The organism is Synergistaceae bacterium, assembly GCA_012728235.1.
In the GTDB taxonomy this organism is placed as follows: Bacteria; Synergistota; Synergistia; order Synergistales; family Synergistaceae; genus JAAYFL01.
In genome coordinates this window covers 92,900-108,863 of sequence record JAAYFL010000038.1, presented here as the reverse complement: position 1 = coordinate 108,863, position 15,964 = coordinate 92,900, and the positions used below count along the sequence as shown (strand labels likewise).

Here is a 15,964-nt window from a genome sequence, read left to right as displayed (position 1 = left end):
GCATTACCGGCTTTAACTATGTTTTATTAAAAGTGTTCGTTATTTTCTCGTTTTATATTGTTCTCTTTGAGTCTTTTCTCTTGGGGGAACCAGCGAAGATAGGAGTGACCACGACTCGCCTGTCCGGATTTTCTCCGACAGAATATGTTTCTATTTCCTTGTTGTCCCTTAAAGCTATATGCACAAGCCTGCGCTCCCAACTTGACATTGGCTCCAGGCTAACAGAGGTCCTTTTGCGAATGGCCTCACGTGCCACTGATTCTGCAAGCCGTGCCAAAGTTTGCTCTCGTTTGTCCCTGTACCCTCCGCAGTCAAGACGTACTCGTCTTGCTGACATATCAAAATGACAAATAAGATTAGTGAGATATTCTAAGGCTTTAAGAGTTTCTCCATATCTTCCTATCACAACTCCCGCATCTTCCCCTATCAAATTTATCATGCCATCATCTGTGAGTTCTGGGACAAGATCCAAGTCCATTCTTTCCAGAATGTCGTTTAGTAAGTGACATGATTTTATATAAGAAAGCGGAGCAAATGGACGGACTTCAACTCTCAAGTTAGCCCCTAAGAGACCGAAAAATTTTTTATCTTCCGTTAAAATGGAAGCCTCTATATCTTCCGGTTCGATACCCCACATTTCCGCTCCTCTCTCACATGCCTCTTCAACAGAGTTACATTCGAGAACTGCACTGTCTATTTCAGGTATCGGTGCTTGTTGATCTCTTTCACGAATCATGTTTAATCTTCCTCTTCTTCATCGTCTTCGTCGTCTTCGTATTCATATTCGTCTTCATCCTCATCTTCTTCATCATCCTCATAAACATCGCTGTTTTGAAGGGGTTTGTTTTTGTGAAGATTCGGTTTTATTTCCATTTCTTCTTTTGCTTTTTTCATTACAAAATACTGCTGTACTACTCCGACTAACGACGAGAGCCCCCAATATAGCATTACTCCTCCGGGCATGGATAAACATATAAAGCCCATAAAAAACGGCATGACCGTTCCCATTGTTGCCATCTGTGGGTTATCGCCGCTTGAAAGTTTTTGCTGAGCCCAGGTTAAAAATGAAATGGCGAGAAGCAGTATAAGGTTGCCTAAATAATAATTTATATTTACCAGTCCTGCAGGGTTTTTTAAAATGCTCCCAAAGACCGTCAACATTTGATATGAACCATTGGCAGCAGCTTCCGCTCCTACGGCTTGTGCAAGACCTGCTATAGTTGAAGAACCGAGGAGAACGCCTATAAAAGATGTGCCCGCAAAGTCATATGAACGAAGCACGTTGAATAAAAGAATTAATATTGGAAGTTGCACTAAGAGAGGCAAACAGCCTGCTGCAGGGTTTACGTTATTTTCCCTGTAAAGACGCATCATCTCTTCATTTAGTTTTTGTTTATCATTCGCATACTTTTCTTGTATAACTTTTAGTCTAGGCTGTATCTTTTGCATCTGTTGCATACTCAACAATTGTTTGTTGGTGATCGGATAAAGAGCCACCCTTATGATTAATGTTAAAAGAACGATTGCCAAACCGTATGAATGTGTAATTTGATAAAAAAACTCAAGAATCATGTGAAGAAGTTGACTTGCGCTACTCCAAATTGCACCCACCATATACACCTAACCTTTCGAAGTTCTATCTAATATTCTACTTAACCGATAACCTAATCCAAAACAAAGCTTATCTGGTACCGGATCATAGCCACCTTTACTCCAGGGACCACAACGACAAAACCTGGATATACCAAGAACTATTCCGTCAATAAATCCATGCTTATCCACAGCCTCTAAAACATACTGTGAGCAGCTGGGGTAAAACCTACACTTACCTCCACCTAAAAGTGGAGATAGCGTAAGCTGATAAAGTTTAATCAAAAAAGCAACAATTTTTTTCATTTTTTTGTTTGCTATCGACATCCCAATTTATGCCGGGCCAATCTTCCTTCATTAAATTTCTTTTTTTTAAGACTGTGGAGATGTCAATATAAATATCTTTTGCAGAGGCATCTAAGGCCTTTTCTCTCAGTGAGCCCACTATCCAAACTCCATCCTTAATCCACGGAAGAAGCCTTCTAAAGGATTCTCTTAGAATTCTACGTCCTCGTGATCTTTGCGGCGCATTAGCCATCTTCTTTCCCACAGCAACCCCGATCATTTTTGATTCCAGAGGCTGCTCAAGAAAGAATAACCGCACCAGTTCGCCTGTTTCACGACGTCCGGTGCGGAATACGATGTCAAACTGCCACCCGCTTTTTAACCGATTGGCGGATGAAAAACCAAATTTCACAACTATTTAGACGGCGAGACCTGCTCTTCCCTTGCGACGGCGATTTCTTAAGATACGACGTCCACTTGGGGAGGCAGAGCGCACCAAAAAGCCCATTGAACGTTTGCGGCTTGTATTATGCGGTTGAAATGTTCTTTTCACAGATTACACCTCCTGTGGTTTATTTCCCTCTATTAGAATATTACCAAATTTATTGCTAATTTGCTAACTAAAGTAATATATCACAGAGTACACCATGGGGCAAGGTAATTCTTAATAAGTGTTACTAAAATCTTATTTATTTTATATTAATTGATAGACAAAACACAAAGAGAACTTGCGGAATTACCCATATATGTGCTAATATACTTTCTGCATTTAAAGAAGGAGGTGACGGCATTGCCAAATAAGAAATCAGCAAAGAAACGAGTTCAGGTTGCAGAGAAGAACCGCATCTACAATCGCTTTTGGAAAACACGCTGCAAAAACGCAGTAAAGAAAGTTCTTGAAGCAGTTGAATTGAAAGATACCGAGCTTGCTACTAAGAAGCTGAACGAAGCTCAGGGTGTACTGGATAAAGCGGTAGTAAAGGGCGTCGTCCACCGAAATACAGCAGCACGTCGTAAGGCAAATATGGCTGAAAAAGTAAAAAGTCTTTCTTTATAATTAAGCGGATTTACTTTACGATTTCTCAACCTATTTATTCTGACAAAATTATTGCGGAGCTAATGCTCCGCTTTTGTTGTTGTTGTTTTTATTTTTTATTTATTTTCCAAAAGAGATATTACTAAACTTTCAAGAGAGTTCCAACCTGCACCTATTCCACTTTTTTCTTCCATATTCAATCTTATTAATCCCATTACAAACTCGGTTATATTTTTTTTACCATATCTTTTGGATGCCTCTCTTGCTTTTCGCCACGCATAATTTCTAGCTTCTAAAACATTTGCAAACATATCTTCTTTCCCTGGGTTACAAGCTGCATACCAAGCAAGGCGCATTCTATTGTGAAGTGCCGATAGTAAAGGGAAGAGATCTCCTTTTTTTGATATGCTGTGCAAACTTTTTAGAGAAGATAGAGTATCTCCTTCGCAAATGCCATCTAATAGTTTTAAAAGATTTCTGTTTCCGTCATCAAAACAGAGGAGTTCTACATCTTCGGAGGTAACTTCTCCCTGTTTTTTGAGCATGGAAAGACTAAGTAGCTGCCTCTTTATTTCTTCAGTGTCCTCTATCATCTCCACAATCAGTGAAATGGCATCTCTGGTCATGCTTATATTCATCTCTTTCACAAGCCTCGATAACCATATCTGTCGTTCGTTGGGCCAGCGAGGAATTTCCATCGCCTTTATGACAGGAATTTTTTTTAGAATTTCTTTTGGAATGAGTTTTGTTGGAAGGGAATCATACACCAGAATGATAACTACAGAAGAATTATCCTCTATCAAGGAGGAAAGTTTTTCGGGCATGGCTCCCATAAGTTCAGCAGAATCAACCACGACTAATATGTTTTCATCAAATAAACCTACCGACATATTATCTGATAATACAGTTGCCCATTCACCACCCTCTTGCCTAGATCTGAGAACATATCCCTTTTTCTCAAAATCAGAGACGGTCTCTTGAAGGAGGTTACGTTGAGTTGTTCCTGAGGCAACCAGTAGGCGAAGTTCAGGCATTAAGTTTTCACCACTACATTTACTAGCCTTCCGGGAACAGTGATTACTTTTACCACAGTCGACCCTTCTAAGCGTTTCTTTGTCTCATCGCGCGACATAACTTCTTTTTCCAATTCTTCCTTTGAAAGATTTGGCAGAACTTTATATTGTTCTCGGACTTTTCCATTTATTTGTAGCACGATGTTTACAAAATCTTCTACCAGAGCACTTTCATCTACAGACAGCCACTTGCTTGTTGATAAAAATGTATCATTGCCTATGAGGTGCCACAACTCTTCTGTAATATGTGGAGCAAAAGGAGATAGGCAGGATAACAAGGTTTCTACGCCCTCTCTCATAAGAGCGGAATCTTGATTGCTTTTAGGCTCAAATGCAGAAAGAGCGTTTGTCAGTTCCATGAGTCGTGCAACTGCAGTATTAAACTGATATTCACGACTGACATCCTGTGTAACTCTAGAAAGAGTGCTGTGAATAATTCTTTTTATTGCACGAGACTCAGAGCCGTCTATATCAGCCATGTTTATTTTATCTCTTGAAGCTGCCTTCAATGTTTCAAGATTATTTTCAACGAGCCTGTAAACTCTACACAAAAATCTATAGGCACCCTCAACTCCCTGCTCGGACCAATCAAGATCTTTCTCAGGTGGTGATGCGAAAAGAATAAACAATCTGGCCGTATCCGCACCATATTTGTTAATTATTTCATCCGGGTCAACAACGTTGCCTATGGATTTCGACATTTTTGTCCCGTCTTTTATCACCATTCCTTGAGTCAGGAGGCGATTAAAAGGCTCTCTCATGTCTTTAGGGAGGAAACCTAAATCGGAACAGACCTTTGTGAAAAATCTTGCGTAAATAAGGTGCAAGCACGCGTGCTCAACACCGCCTATATACTGATCCACGGTCATCCAGTAGGAAGCGTCTTCTTTCTCGAACGGTACATCCGTGCTCCAAGGAGAAGTATAGCGTTCAAAATACCAAGAGGAACAGAAAAAGGTATCCATTGTATCTGTTTCGCGACGAGCTGCACCTCCGCAAGATGGACAGGTAGTGTTTATCCAATCTTCTCTTTGTTCTAATGGATTACCCCCATTGGGAGGCATCTCTATATCTAACGGCAACTCTACAGGCAGCTGATCTTCCGGCACCGGTACGACTCCGCATTTATCACAGTAAACCATTGGTATGGGCGTTCCCCAGTAACGCTGTCTGGAGATTAGCCAATCACGAAGGCGAAACTGGACTTCAACTTTCCCTAGCTTATTCTCTTCAAACCATAATCCCATTTTTTCTATCGCAACTGACGTGTCTAGTCCGTCGAACTGTCCTGAATTACAAACTACTCCGTCGGCTTCCGTTGATTCTGTCATTTTTTCTCCATCCAAAGGAGGTGCATCTATGGGGCGTACAACAGGAATAACTTGCATTCCATACTTTCTTGCAAATTCAAAATCTCGCTGGTCATGAGCAGGAACGCCCATGATGGCACCTGTTCCATAATCCATCAAGATGTAGTCTGCTATCCAAATGGGCACCTTATTGCCATTCACAGGGTTTATAGCGAAAAATCCAGTGTTTAGGCCCTCTTTATCTGTGCCAACAGCAGTTCTTTCTATTGTGCTGCGAGAAGTTATTTTATTTGCAAAGGCACGTATTTCTTCTCCTTTTTCCCCTCCAAGTTTTTTTGCAAACTCTTCGACAAAAGGATGTTCTGCTGCTATTGCAACAAAACTTATTCCATAAACTGTGTCAATACGCGTTGTAAAAGCTTCTATTTTCAAATCTGTCTCTGCCACGTCCATACTAAAGTGGACTCCCTCGGAGCGGCCGATCCAATTGCGCTGTATCGTGACAACTCTTTCCGGCCAATCTTTCAAATCGTCCAAACAGTCTACTAATTCCTGAGCGTAGTCTGTTATGCGAATGAACCACTGGTCAAGATTTCTTTTTGTAACAACTGACGAACAGCGCCAGCAAACGCCATCGCCAACAACCTGTTCGTTTGCGAGTACTGTTTTGCACTCTTCGCACCAGTTGACTGGGGCATGTTTTCTATATACGAGTCCTGCTTTATAAAATTGAAGAAAAAGCCACTGATTCCACTTATAGTAGTTTACGTTACACGTTTCAATGCGACGGCGCCAGTCATAGCTAAATCCAGCCCGTTTTAACTGATTAGTCATATGTTCTATGTTTTTCCAAGTCCACTCGGAGGGTGCCGTTTTATTCTTGATAGCAGCATTTTCTGCAGGCATTCCAAAGGAATCAAATCCCATGGGATAAAGAACGTTATAGCCTTGCATTCTTTTGAAACGTGCAAGCAAGTCTCCTATAGAGTAATTGCGCATGTGTCCCATATGAAGAACTCCACTTGGATAAGGGAACATTTCCAAACAGTAATATTTTTCTTTGCTACTATCTTTTTCTACCTCGAAAATTTTTGAATCAGACCATTTTTTCTGCCATTTTGGCTCTATCTCTTCAAATTTATATGGCATTAATATCTCCTCCGCTTTTCAATAAAACCTTAAGTCGTAATATTCTGTACAACATAGCATTATATACTCCAGCCACATCTTGGACAAGAGAGAGAGATTTCCGCAATGTCATTACGAACGAATTAAATCCGTATAAAACGCAGTTATCTTATGCTTTAAAACAAGAATTTCTCATGATATGATAATACCGCATAAAACATAAGTAAAATATTTTGGAGGTTGATAGAAATGATTGATTTGACAAAAGAAAATTGCGATGCTGAAGTACGCGAGGAAAAAAATCTTCCGGTTGTTATTGATTTCTGGGGTCCTCAGTGCGGTCCCTGTATGGCGCTAAAACCTCTTTATGAAGAAATGGAAAAAGAATTCGGAGATAAGGTAAAGTTTACCGCAGTCGATTGCTCCACCAATAAAAGAGTGGCTATGTCGTTTCGCGTAATGGGCCTCCCTACTTTCCTCTTTTTCAAAGATGGAGTTGAAGTAAAACGCCTAATGAACCAAGATTGCACTGCTGAAGCAATAAAAACAGAAATCCAAAACCTTATTGCATAAGTTTCATAGATATAATTAAAACATAAAAATAAATATAGGAGGTGAGAAGAATGGGAAAGTTATCGAATAAAAAGCTTCTTCTTCTGGGAGAACGGGACGGCGTTCCTGGACCTTCGATGGAAGCCTGCCTAAAAGACACGGCAGCTGAAGTAGTGTTTTCAGCAACTGAATGTTTTGTTTGAACCGCGGCAGGAGCAATGGATCTGCAAAATCAGCAGCGCGTGAAAGATGCAGCTGAAAAATACGGAGCCGAAAACTGCGTTGTGATATTAGGTTCTTCAGACGCAGAAGGCGCAGAAATATACGCTGAAACAGTTACAATCGGCGATCCGACGTTTGCAGGCCCCCTTGCAGGAGTCTCGTTGGGACTCCCCGTTTACCATATTTTTGATGAAGCTATTCGAACTGAGTGCAACCCAGAAGAGTGGGAAAATCACATCTCAATGATGGAGATGGTGCTCGAACCGGAAGAACTAGCAGCAGCTGTTAAGAATATAAGAGAACAACACTCAAAAGAATCTTTATAAAACTCAATGAAACAGGTCGACTTTAATCTAAGTCGACCTGTTTCATTGATATAAAATTTTATTTTTCGTTTACATAACCAGTTCCAGAAACCGTAACCTGTCTTTTATACTTTGACGGGTCAGACAAAGATCTGATTGAGAAGGTCACAGCAGGAGACAATGTCTGCCATTTTGAGTCATACACGAACTCATAGGCCTGAGTTTCATTTCTTATATATGCTTTATCCGTCTTATATGAGACAGACTTAGTTGCACTAGGCCCAGTCTGCCACAATAATGTTAATTGAGAGTTGTAAGGACACCACTCAGATAAATATATTTTAAAATTTACTTCTTCTAATTTAGCCTCTGTCATTCTCTCTGAAAGCCATGTGGCCAGCTCCGCTGATTCTTGTTTTACAATTTTACTTTCATCATGACTTTGGTTAAAAGTTAGGCTAACCATAGCAAAAAGAGATAAAATTATTGTTAAAACAGCTATCATCTCTACTAAAGAAAAACCGAAAAAGCTCTTTTTTCTCTTTATATAACTACTCTTGTACCTCTGAATTGTGTGAGCTAATCCAAATATAAAATGGATGTAGTTTTTTGTACAGACGTCCCTCTTTATTTGTACACCCATGTTTGGTCCATCCTTCCGCGATGAGTTTGTAGTCTGAAGCACGCAATATTCTATATTCGAATGTAACTGTGTGAGGCTTTATTTCTGACACGCGGCACCAAAGCTGTACCTCATCGTCATAAAGAGCGGGATGTTTGTATCTACAGTGAGATTCCACTACAGGAAGAAATAACCCATCCTCTTCCCATTTAGTGTAGGGTGTGCCCCAAAGTCGACAAAGTTCTGTACGTGCTATTTCAAACCAACAGAAATAGTTGGCGTTATAAACTATTCCCATCCTGTCCGTTTCAGCGTAACGCACTCTTATTGTTTTGGTTAATTTATATTCTTTCTTCATATAAGTTCCTCCGAATAAAAATTTAAAGCCAATTTATATTCATTTCTTTGCGGGGAGCAAACTGTCGCGTGGGTAGATTTTTGGGAAACCCTAGCAGTTGCGCTCCGCAAATGTGCTCATCGTCGCTTATGCCTAAAAACTTTCTAAGGTTTGGATTATTTCTTATTGCGGTCGTAAGAAACCCACCCCAACAAGCACCAACACCAAATGCATGCGTTGCTAGTTCAAGATATGTAAGAGCTATGGTGCCGTCTTCAGGCCATTTATAATCGGACTTGACCACAGCTATCGCTATGTGAGGAGCTCCTCGTAAAATACCATCTATCCCTTCATCTGCCTTGGCCTTCATATTCTTTGCGATGAAGGTTAATGGGCTCTGCGGCTGATTTTCAAGAAAAGTACACATCCAGGCAAGAACCATCTTCGCGACTTCTTCTGTTTTTTGGGGATCATCAGAAATTATCCAACGTACCGGCTGTTTATTGGAAGCAGTAGGAGCTTGATTGACAACTTCAAAAATTTCGGCAAAAAGCTCTTTTGAAATTATCTCCTTTTTAAAACGCCTGATACTTCGACGTGATTTAATGAAATTTATGGCCTCTTGTTTGGCCGGCAAAGATAATTCTCTAGCTTTTAACAGTTTGTTTTGATTTATAAAAGAGAGTGTGTTCGCCTCGGTAGGACAGTAAAGAACACAGTGACCGCATTCGATGCATCTTGCTTCATTTGGCGGCAGAATCTCAGGGAATCCTTTTTCATCAAAGCTTATGAGCCAGCTGGGACAAACTTGCACGCATAAAGAACATTTTATGCATAGCTCTTCATTTACTGTAAATAACGACATTGTAAGTCCTCCCGAATTAAATTCTTTTTCGTTTTTAGTATTTTTTAGTGTTAATCATGTATATGTTGAAGTTTTAATAAAGAATAAAGTTTGAATTATCTAGATGTGAGGATAGCTGCAACGAGCATGTTACATTTATCAGCTTAGTCTTCTAATTCATCCTCTAAAAAATCTATTTCGCCCTTCTTTTCTGGCAGTTCTTGAACTTTGTTCAGGCTTTTCTTAATGACTCTCGTTCTTCTTTCCGCTGCTTCAAGCTCTTTCCCTGCTGATTCAATTTTTTCTTTTGTCTTTGCAAGCACTGCTCCAAATTTCCCAAACTCTGTTTTTACTTTGCCTAAAAGCATCCAAACTTCGCTAGAACGCTTCTCAATCGCCAAAGTTCTGAATCCCATCTGCAAGCTATTCAGCAATGCTGTTATTGTAGTCGGGCCTGCAGGAACAACTCTGCACTCGCGAGTAAGAGTGTCACTTAATCCCTCAATGCGCAAAACTTCTGCATAAAGACCCTCTATGGGCAAATATAGAATGGCAAAGTCTGTTGTATAAGGCGGTTCTATGTATTTGTCCCTTATCTTTTTTGCTTCTTCTATTACTTGTTTTTTTAATGCTTTCTGTGAAGCGTCTATGCCGTCTAAATCTCCGGACTCTGATGCCGCTATTAAGCGCTGATAATCCTCTAATGGAAATTTAGAGTCTATAGGAAGCCAGACCGGCTCTTTTCCCTCGTCGCTTCCCGGCAAGGCTATTGCAAATTCAACTCTTTCATTGCTTTTTGGTTTAGTTGCGACATTTTTACGATATTGATCTTCAGTTAATATTTGCTCCAATAGTGAGTTCAACTGCATTTCGCCCCAGGTGCCGCGGACTTTTACGTTTGTGAGAACTTTTTTGAGGTCTCCAACACCGTCTGTCAGAACTTTCATTTCCCCAAGCCCTTTATGAACTTGTTCCAATCTTTCTGAGACAGTCTTAAAGGCTTCGCCTAGTCGTTTTTCTAAAGTGCTGTGCAGCTGTTCATCCACTGTTTTTCTCATTGCTTCCAATTTCTTTTCGTTGTTTTCTTGAAGCTCAGCAAGTTTTTTTTCTACCGTACCTCTCATTGTTTCAAGTTTTTCTTCATTAAGTTTGCTTATGCTTATCAGCTGCTCTGAGAAGGACTTCAAGCTCTCTCTTTGAGAATCTCCTATCTCCTTTATTCTCTTTGCTTGTGCATCTCCAAAAGATGAAATGCTTTTTGATTGCTCTTCTCTACCGGAACGTGCACTATCGGCCTGCTCTTTTCTTATGGTGGATAAATTTAGAGTTATATCTTTCTCCGTATCATCTAATTTTTCTTGAAACAATTCTAGTTTAAAAAGAGTTTCACTTGCAATCTTATCTATGCCTCTGCTGTTTTTGTATAGTAAGATAATTGCGCATATAAAAAAAATGACGGCTAAGGATATCAATATTATTAATACTGTTGGCAAATACATGACATGCACCTCCGTAATTCCTATATTATAGTCGCAGCCTTAAAAAGGCACAAGAATATTCACACGGCGTTACCATATGTAAGCCCTCTAATCATACAATATTTTATATTACTATTTTGTTATATCTTAGCCATTCTTTTAAAAATAATATTTTTCAATACATTATTTTATAAGCAAATATTTTTGTTTTAATCTTTTTAGTAGTATACTCTCTAACATATTTGCTTAATATTTTTTCAAGGAGGTTTTTATCATAACTGTATGTTATTACAATGGGGAATTTATGCCGATCTCCGAATGTGCTATTCCTGTTACGGATATGTCTATTCAACGCGGAGTCGCGGCTTTTGATTCAATTAGAGTGTATGACGGGAGATCCTTTGCCGCAGGAGCTCACCTAAAAAGATTGGAAGAAAGCGCTTTAGGATCTGGAATAGAAATTGGTGATATCTTCACAAAACTTCCGCAAGTCATCAAAGATGGTTTAAAGAGAAATGATGTCCCCAAAAACAGCGTAATCAAAGCCTATGTTACTGGTGGAGATATAAACGATAGGGGGCACTTTCCAAATCCTCGTTTTTTTGTAATTTTTGACAAGCTAAATACGCCAACCGAGGAAGAAAGAAGGAACGGTGTCGCACTCAAACCAAACAGAGCAGGGCGCTCTTTTCCTCTTATTAAAAGCACAAACTATCTTTTCGGACTAATTCCTCTTTCTGAAAGAGATGATACTTTTTTTGAATCCCTTTATATAACCGAAGACGGTGAAATTTCAGAGGCTATGACAAGCAATTTTTTCCTTTGTAAAGAAGGTAAATTTTATACAGCACCAGTTGGTAAAGTATTAAAAGGTGTAACCCGCGATATCGTTCTAACTGTGGCATCAGAGAATGGGATTGAGATTATAGAGAGGTGTCCTCTTGAGAGCGAACTTGCGGAGGCAGATGAAGCTTTTACTTCAAGCTCTATAAAAGAAGTGTTGCCTATTGTCAGAGTGGGGACACATGTGATAGGGAACGGTAAACCAGGCCCGTTGACACTACGGTTACATAAGTTATTTTTAGACAACATTCATCGTTGGCTGGACGACTAAGATAGCAGTTAAATTTTACTTTCTCAAAAATTTAAGGGGGTCGGCAGAAAAAGCCAACCCCCTAATTTATTATAATAAGCTATTTAGTCGTCGTAATTTTTACCGTCGTTGCCACCAGTTTTTGGTGCTTTCCCCGCAGTGTAATCTTTTCTTGAGGCAATTATCTTTCTGTCCGGAGACGCGTTATGGTCTGGGCGACGCGACATTACTTCAGCAACAGCATCTGCACTTCCTGCTGCTCCAAATGCATCAATATACTTCTCCGCCCAATATTGCATCTCATCAACAATTCTATCTATGATTGGCTGAGGCTCATTTAAAATCATTTCATAAAAAGGCAGATTTAGTTTTTTGTAATCTCCGCTCTTCCGACTCATGCCAAGCTCATCTCCGGCAGCGACTATTTTCTCCCAAAGTCCTACAGTGATGCCTCTGTCTGATTCTTTTATATAAGCTCCACCATCTGTGATGGCATTGCCTGTATCGGGGTCCATCTTTACACCGTAGTAAATATTTTGGAATAGAGTGGCAACATTGCCTTTACGTATTCCATATTTTCTGAATGTTGAGCATTTATCAAGAGGAGTCCCCGAGATTCCATGCTGTGCGATAGTAACGCCATACGGCTCAATTGCATCTGCTATTTCTTTGGTTCTCCTGAGGTCTATGCCTTCCATCTGCCCAACTGTCGGATCGTATGTGCCGTGAAGACTTCCGTTAGAAATAGCCAAATAGTCCGGAAATACACCCCATGCGTTTAGACCTCCTATAAAATAAGAGGCTTCTTCCACGGTAGAAAGTTCTCCTGGCCCTTTGATTTCTCCAACTTCAACTTCAAGCCCCAATTCCGAGGGAAGCCAACCCGCAAGCGAACGAGTAGCAACAAAGTTGTCATAGTCTTCTAAATGAGAAGCATCTATAGCCACGGAAGTGAATCCATTCATAAGTATTTTGTTTAGATGCCCAACACCTTTAAGTACGTCTTCTTGATTCTTTATGGCATAGTGATCAACATGAAGTCCAAATACGGCTCCATGGCCCATTTCTTGTGAATACTGAAGTGCATATTCTGGGATATTGTCAAAGTTCGCTCCGCAATAGGTGGATTCTGATTTAGCCAATTCAATAAGTACTGCTGCATTTTTCTTTTTTGCCGCTTTAAGAACGGCTTTAATTACAAGAGGGTGTCTTGCGTTTGCTGCCAAAACAATCGAGTCTACTTCTTTGTTTGCAGCAATGATATCCCTACCGCTTACAAGTCCTATACCCTCGCTGCCAAAACGTGCCTGCACATTGAGAGGACGTTTTTTGAGTAATTCTTTGTACGCTTTGCTATTGACATCCATTGTTATCTCCTCCTGGAGTAAGTATTTAATAGGCCTTACTGTTTCAATTGTAGCCCTTTGCCATAAATAATTAAAGAGAAAAAAACAAGCTAATTTTTTAAAAATGCAGTTCTTCGCCCGGCTTTAATATTTTGACTTCTGTAAGTTCGTTCCCTACTAATTCCTGAAATTCTTCCGGATTAGCTTCTATTTTGGGGAAGGTGTCGTAATGCATTGGAATTGCAATACAAGGTTCTATAAAATTTACTGCACGTGCCGCGTCTTGAATATCCATAGTGTAGTAGCCTCCTATGGGCAGCATGGCAATGTCTATCCCCTCTTCTTTTAACAATTGCATTTCCATAGTCAATCCGGTGTCTCCGGCGTGATATATTTTCTTACCTCCGGCTTCAACCACAAAACCACAAGCTACTCCTCCGTACTTTGTCTCACCATCTTCTATTATCGGACAACCATGCCACGCCGGAGTGAGTTTTACACGTCCGAAATAAAATTTTGCTCGTCCGCCTATGTGCATAGCCTCAACCTTTATTCCTTTGGATTCGAGATAACAGCCGAGTTCATTACAGGTAAAGACCGTTGCGTTTGTTTTTTTCGCTATGTTTATAGTATCTCCGACGTGGTCCCCATGTCCATGGGTAAGGAAGATTGCCGTAAGTTCGGTAAAATCGTTAGGATCTGCCAACGCCATTGGGTTGCCTGTAAGGAAAGGATCAAACAGAGCTTTTAATCCTTCTGTCTCCATATAAAACGCACTATGCCCTAAATAACGTAATATGCCCATCAGATGCCCTCCCATCCTTTTATTTTGCAATATGTTTATATAAACATTATACACAAAACATTCGAGCAACACTATTAACGGGGCAAAGAGTATCATTCTTTGCCCCGTTAATAATGAATCTATAAAATATATTTTTTGTTTTTAGTTATTCAAGCGGATCCAATGTTTTTATGTTCAGCTCTTGCAGCTGTTTAGCATCCACGGTTGAGGGCGCTTCGGTCATTGGACATTGTCCTTTATGATTTTTTGGAAAAGCAATTACTTCTCTGATTGATTTGCTTCCTGTCATAAGCATTACTATTCTATCCATTCCCAAAGCAATTCCTCCATGTGGAGGAGTTCCATAACTTAAACCGTTAAGTAAAAAACCGAATCGTTCTTGTGCCTGTTCAGGGGTAAAGTTCAAAGCCTGAAATATGGTGCTTTGCAATTCAGGGTTGTGAATCCTAATGGACCCTCCGCCAAGCTCAGTTCCGTTTAAAACAACATCATAGGCACGTGAACGTACTTTAGCCGGATTGGTAGATAAATATTCAAGATCTTCATTTTTAGGAGAAGTAAAGGGGTGATGAACTGACGTATATCGCTCTTCTTCCTCATCCCACTCAAATAGGGGAAAATCTGTTACCCAAAGGAATCTGAAACCCTCTTTAATAAGGTTTCGATCTTTGGCTAAATCCAACCTAATTTGACCGAGCATTTCGCATGTTTTCTGCCAATTCTCACCGGCCATTATAAATAATGCATCTCCATCTTCCATTTGAGAAAGTTCTTTTAGTTTGGTAAGCTGTTCTTCATTTAGAAATTTCACCAGCGGTCCCTTGAGCTCTTTTTCTTTTATTTGGAAATTAGCCATCCCTTTTGCACCAAGTTCTTTTGCTCTATTTTCCCAATCAGCAAAATCTTTTCGAGATAGCTCTGCTCCACCTTTTAGTAGAAGTCCTTTTATAGTGCCACCACTTGCAACAAGGGCAGAAAATGGGTTTTCTCCTTCAGAGAAAACTTCTTCAAGCCCTACCATTGCCATATCTATTCGTAAATCAGGTCTGTCTGTTCCATAGAGGTCCATGGCATCTTTCCATGTCATTCGTGGAAAGGGAGTTTTTTCGTCAATGTTTACTACTTTTTTAAACAGCTGTGACAGATAATTTTCTGTTAGTTCCATTACGTCATCTTCCGTTATAAAACTCATTTCCAAGTCTAGCTGTGTAAATTCCGGTTGACGGTCAGCACGCAAATCTTCATCTCGGAAACATTTGACAATCTGCATATATTTATCACAGCCTGCAACCATAAGCAGCTGTTTAAACAGCTGAGGCGACTGAGGCAACGCATAAAAACAGCCAGGATTCAAGCGGCTAGCTACAAGATAGTCTCTTGCTCCTTCAGGAGTGGATTTTGTTAACATTGGAGTTTCAACTTCAATGAATCCGTGCTCTGAAAAATAGTTGCGTGTGAAAATTGTAGTTGCATTCCTAATAGATAGGTTCCTTTGCATGTATTCTCGCCTTAAATCCAAATAGCGATATTTTAGACGAGTTTCTTCGTTGACCGAATCTGAGGTATCTATTTCGAACGGAATCTGTCTTGATGGAGAGAGAAGCATGAAATCATCCACAATCAATTCCACTTGTCCTGTTTTAAGCTCAGGATTTTCTGTGCCTTCCGGACGTTTCTGAATCTTCCCCTTTACAGCCAATACATACTCACTGCGAAGCGAGCCGGCTCTTTTATGTGCTTCTGCATTAAGCTCCGGATTAAAGACAACTTGCGTTACTCCTGTTTTATCCCAAAGCTCAATAAAAATAATACCGCCTAGGTCTCGCCTGTTGCGAAGCCAACCGTTAAGTATTATGTCTTTGCCTATATCCTCAAAAGTTGCTTCGCCACAGAAAAAATTTCTCTTCCATGAAACGTCGTAATGCCTATCCATTGAAA

General features: G+C 40.1%; 18 protein-coding genes. 4 read left to right on the top strand and 14 right to left on the bottom strand.

Annotated elements, in window-relative coordinates; translation table 11 throughout:
* Positions 1-52: 52 nt before the first annotated feature.
* From GXZ13_03345 to rpmH, 5 genes are read right to left on the bottom strand one after another with little or no spacing between them, the layout of a single operon-like run.
* Positions 53-733 carry a KH domain-containing protein gene (locus GXZ13_03345; protein ID NLX74873.1) on the bottom strand — a complete coding sequence of 227 codons (681 nt, stop codon included), beginning with the start codon at positions 731-733 and terminating at the stop codon, positions 53-55.
* 5 nt (positions 734-738) lie between these two features.
* Positions 739-1,611, bottom strand: a complete 873-nt coding sequence (locus GXZ13_03340; protein NLX74872.1) for a YidC/Oxa1 family membrane protein insertase — start codon at positions 1,609-1,611, stop codon at positions 739-741.
* Positions 1,612-1,620: 9 nt separating this feature from the next.
* Complete coding sequence (gene yidD / locus GXZ13_03335) at positions 1,621-1,896, bottom strand: membrane protein insertion efficiency factor YidD (GenBank protein NLX74871.1); 276 nt, start codon at positions 1,894-1,896, stop codon at positions 1,621-1,623.
* Positions 1,868-2,287 carry a ribonuclease P protein component gene (gene rnpA, locus GXZ13_03330; GenBank protein NLX74870.1) on the bottom strand — a complete coding sequence of 140 codons (420 nt, stop codon included), beginning with the start codon at positions 2,285-2,287 and terminating at the stop codon, positions 1,868-1,870. The genes yidD and rnpA overlap by 29 nt, the downstream gene beginning before the upstream one ends.
* 6 nt (positions 2,288-2,293) lie before the next feature.
* The gene (gene rpmH, locus GXZ13_03325; GenBank protein NLX74869.1) at positions 2,294-2,428 is read right to left on the bottom strand and encodes a 50S ribosomal protein L34; all 135 of its coding nucleotides are present in this window, start codon (positions 2,426-2,428) and stop codon (positions 2,294-2,296) included.
* 237 nt (positions 2,429-2,665) lie between these two features.
* Here rpmH and GXZ13_03320 point away from each other — a divergent pair, with 237 nt between their 5' ends.
* A complete protein-coding gene (locus tag GXZ13_03320) occupies positions 2,666-2,932 on the top strand; it encodes a 30S ribosomal protein S20 (GenBank protein NLX74868.1) in 267 nt (88 codons plus the stop codon).
* Between the two features lie 95 nt (positions 2,933-3,027).
* Here the strand turns inward: GXZ13_03320 and GXZ13_03315 are convergent, their stop codons facing one another.
* Positions 3,028-3,945 carry a hypothetical protein gene (locus tag GXZ13_03315; protein NLX74867.1) on the bottom strand — a complete coding sequence of 306 codons (918 nt, stop codon included), beginning with the start codon at positions 3,943-3,945 and terminating at the stop codon, positions 3,028-3,030.
* Positions 3,945-6,443 (bottom strand): leucine--tRNA ligase, encoded by a 2,499-nt coding sequence (locus GXZ13_03310; GenBank protein NLX74866.1) that lies wholly within the window; start codon positions 6,441-6,443, stop codon positions 3,945-3,947. Before GXZ13_03310 ends, GXZ13_03315 begins: the two co-directional genes overlap by 1 nt.
* A 228-nt stretch (positions 6,444-6,671) precedes the next feature.
* On the opposite strand from GXZ13_03310, the gene GXZ13_03305 reads away from it, so the two are divergent.
* Together GXZ13_03305 and GXZ13_03300 are read left to right on the top strand one after the other, a co-directional pair.
* Positions 6,672-6,995: a thioredoxin fold domain-containing protein gene (locus GXZ13_03305; GenBank protein ID NLX74865.1), complete on the top strand. Its 324-nt coding sequence runs from the start codon at positions 6,672-6,674 to the stop codon at positions 6,993-6,995.
* 50 nt (positions 6,996-7,045) lie between these two features.
* Complete coding sequence (locus GXZ13_03300; GenBank protein ID NLX74864.1) at positions 7,046-7,522, top strand: glycine/sarcosine/betaine reductase complex selenoprotein A; 477 nt, start codon at positions 7,046-7,048, stop codon at positions 7,520-7,522.
* 58 nt (positions 7,523-7,580) lie between these two features.
* On the opposite strand, the gene GXZ13_03295 is transcribed toward GXZ13_03300, so the two are convergent.
* The 4 genes from GXZ13_03295 to rmuC all read right to left on the bottom strand — a co-directional run bounded on the left by GXZ13_03295 (position 7,581) and on the right by rmuC (position 10,803).
* Positions 7,581-8,006, bottom strand: a complete 426-nt coding sequence (locus GXZ13_03295; GenBank protein NLX74863.1) for a hypothetical protein — start codon at positions 8,004-8,006, stop codon at positions 7,581-7,583.
* A 46-nt stretch (positions 8,007-8,052) separates the two neighbouring features.
* Positions 8,053-8,481, bottom strand: a complete 429-nt coding sequence (locus GXZ13_03290; protein ID NLX74862.1) for an acyl-CoA thioesterase — start codon at positions 8,479-8,481, stop codon at positions 8,053-8,055.
* 22 nt (positions 8,482-8,503) lie between these two features.
* Positions 8,504-9,325: a 4Fe-4S binding protein gene (locus GXZ13_03285; GenBank protein ID NLX74861.1), complete on the bottom strand. Its 822-nt coding sequence runs from the start codon at positions 9,323-9,325 to the stop codon at positions 8,504-8,506.
* A 143-nt stretch (positions 9,326-9,468) separates the two neighbouring features.
* A complete protein-coding gene (rmuC, locus tag GXZ13_03280; GenBank protein ID NLX74860.1) occupies positions 9,469-10,803 on the bottom strand; it encodes a DNA recombination protein RmuC in 1,335 nt (444 codons plus the stop codon).
* A 253-nt stretch (positions 10,804-11,056) separates the two neighbouring features.
* Here rmuC and GXZ13_03275 point away from each other — a divergent pair, with 253 nt between their 5' ends.
* Positions 11,057-11,896 carry an aminotransferase IV gene (locus tag GXZ13_03275; protein ID NLX74859.1) on the top strand — a complete coding sequence of 280 codons (840 nt, stop codon included), beginning with the start codon at positions 11,057-11,059 and terminating at the stop codon, positions 11,894-11,896.
* A gap of 83 nt (positions 11,897-11,979) precedes the next feature.
* On the opposite strand, the gene GXZ13_03270 is transcribed toward GXZ13_03275, so the two are convergent.
* The 3 genes from GXZ13_03270 to aspS form a co-directional block, all read right to left on the bottom strand.
* A complete protein-coding gene (locus tag GXZ13_03270) occupies positions 11,980-13,242 on the bottom strand; it encodes a class II fructose-bisphosphate aldolase (protein NLX74858.1) in 1,263 nt (420 codons plus the stop codon).
* Between the two features lie 97 nt (positions 13,243-13,339).
* A complete protein-coding gene (locus tag GXZ13_03265) occupies positions 13,340-14,026 on the bottom strand; it encodes a metal-dependent hydrolase (protein NLX74857.1) in 687 nt (228 codons plus the stop codon).
* Positions 14,027-14,171: 145 nt separating this feature from the next.
* Entirely contained in the window at positions 14,172-15,959 is a 1,788-nt protein-coding gene (aspS, locus tag GXZ13_03260) for an aspartate--tRNA ligase (GenBank protein NLX74856.1), read from the bottom strand.
* Positions 15,960-15,964: the final 5 nt, after the last annotated feature.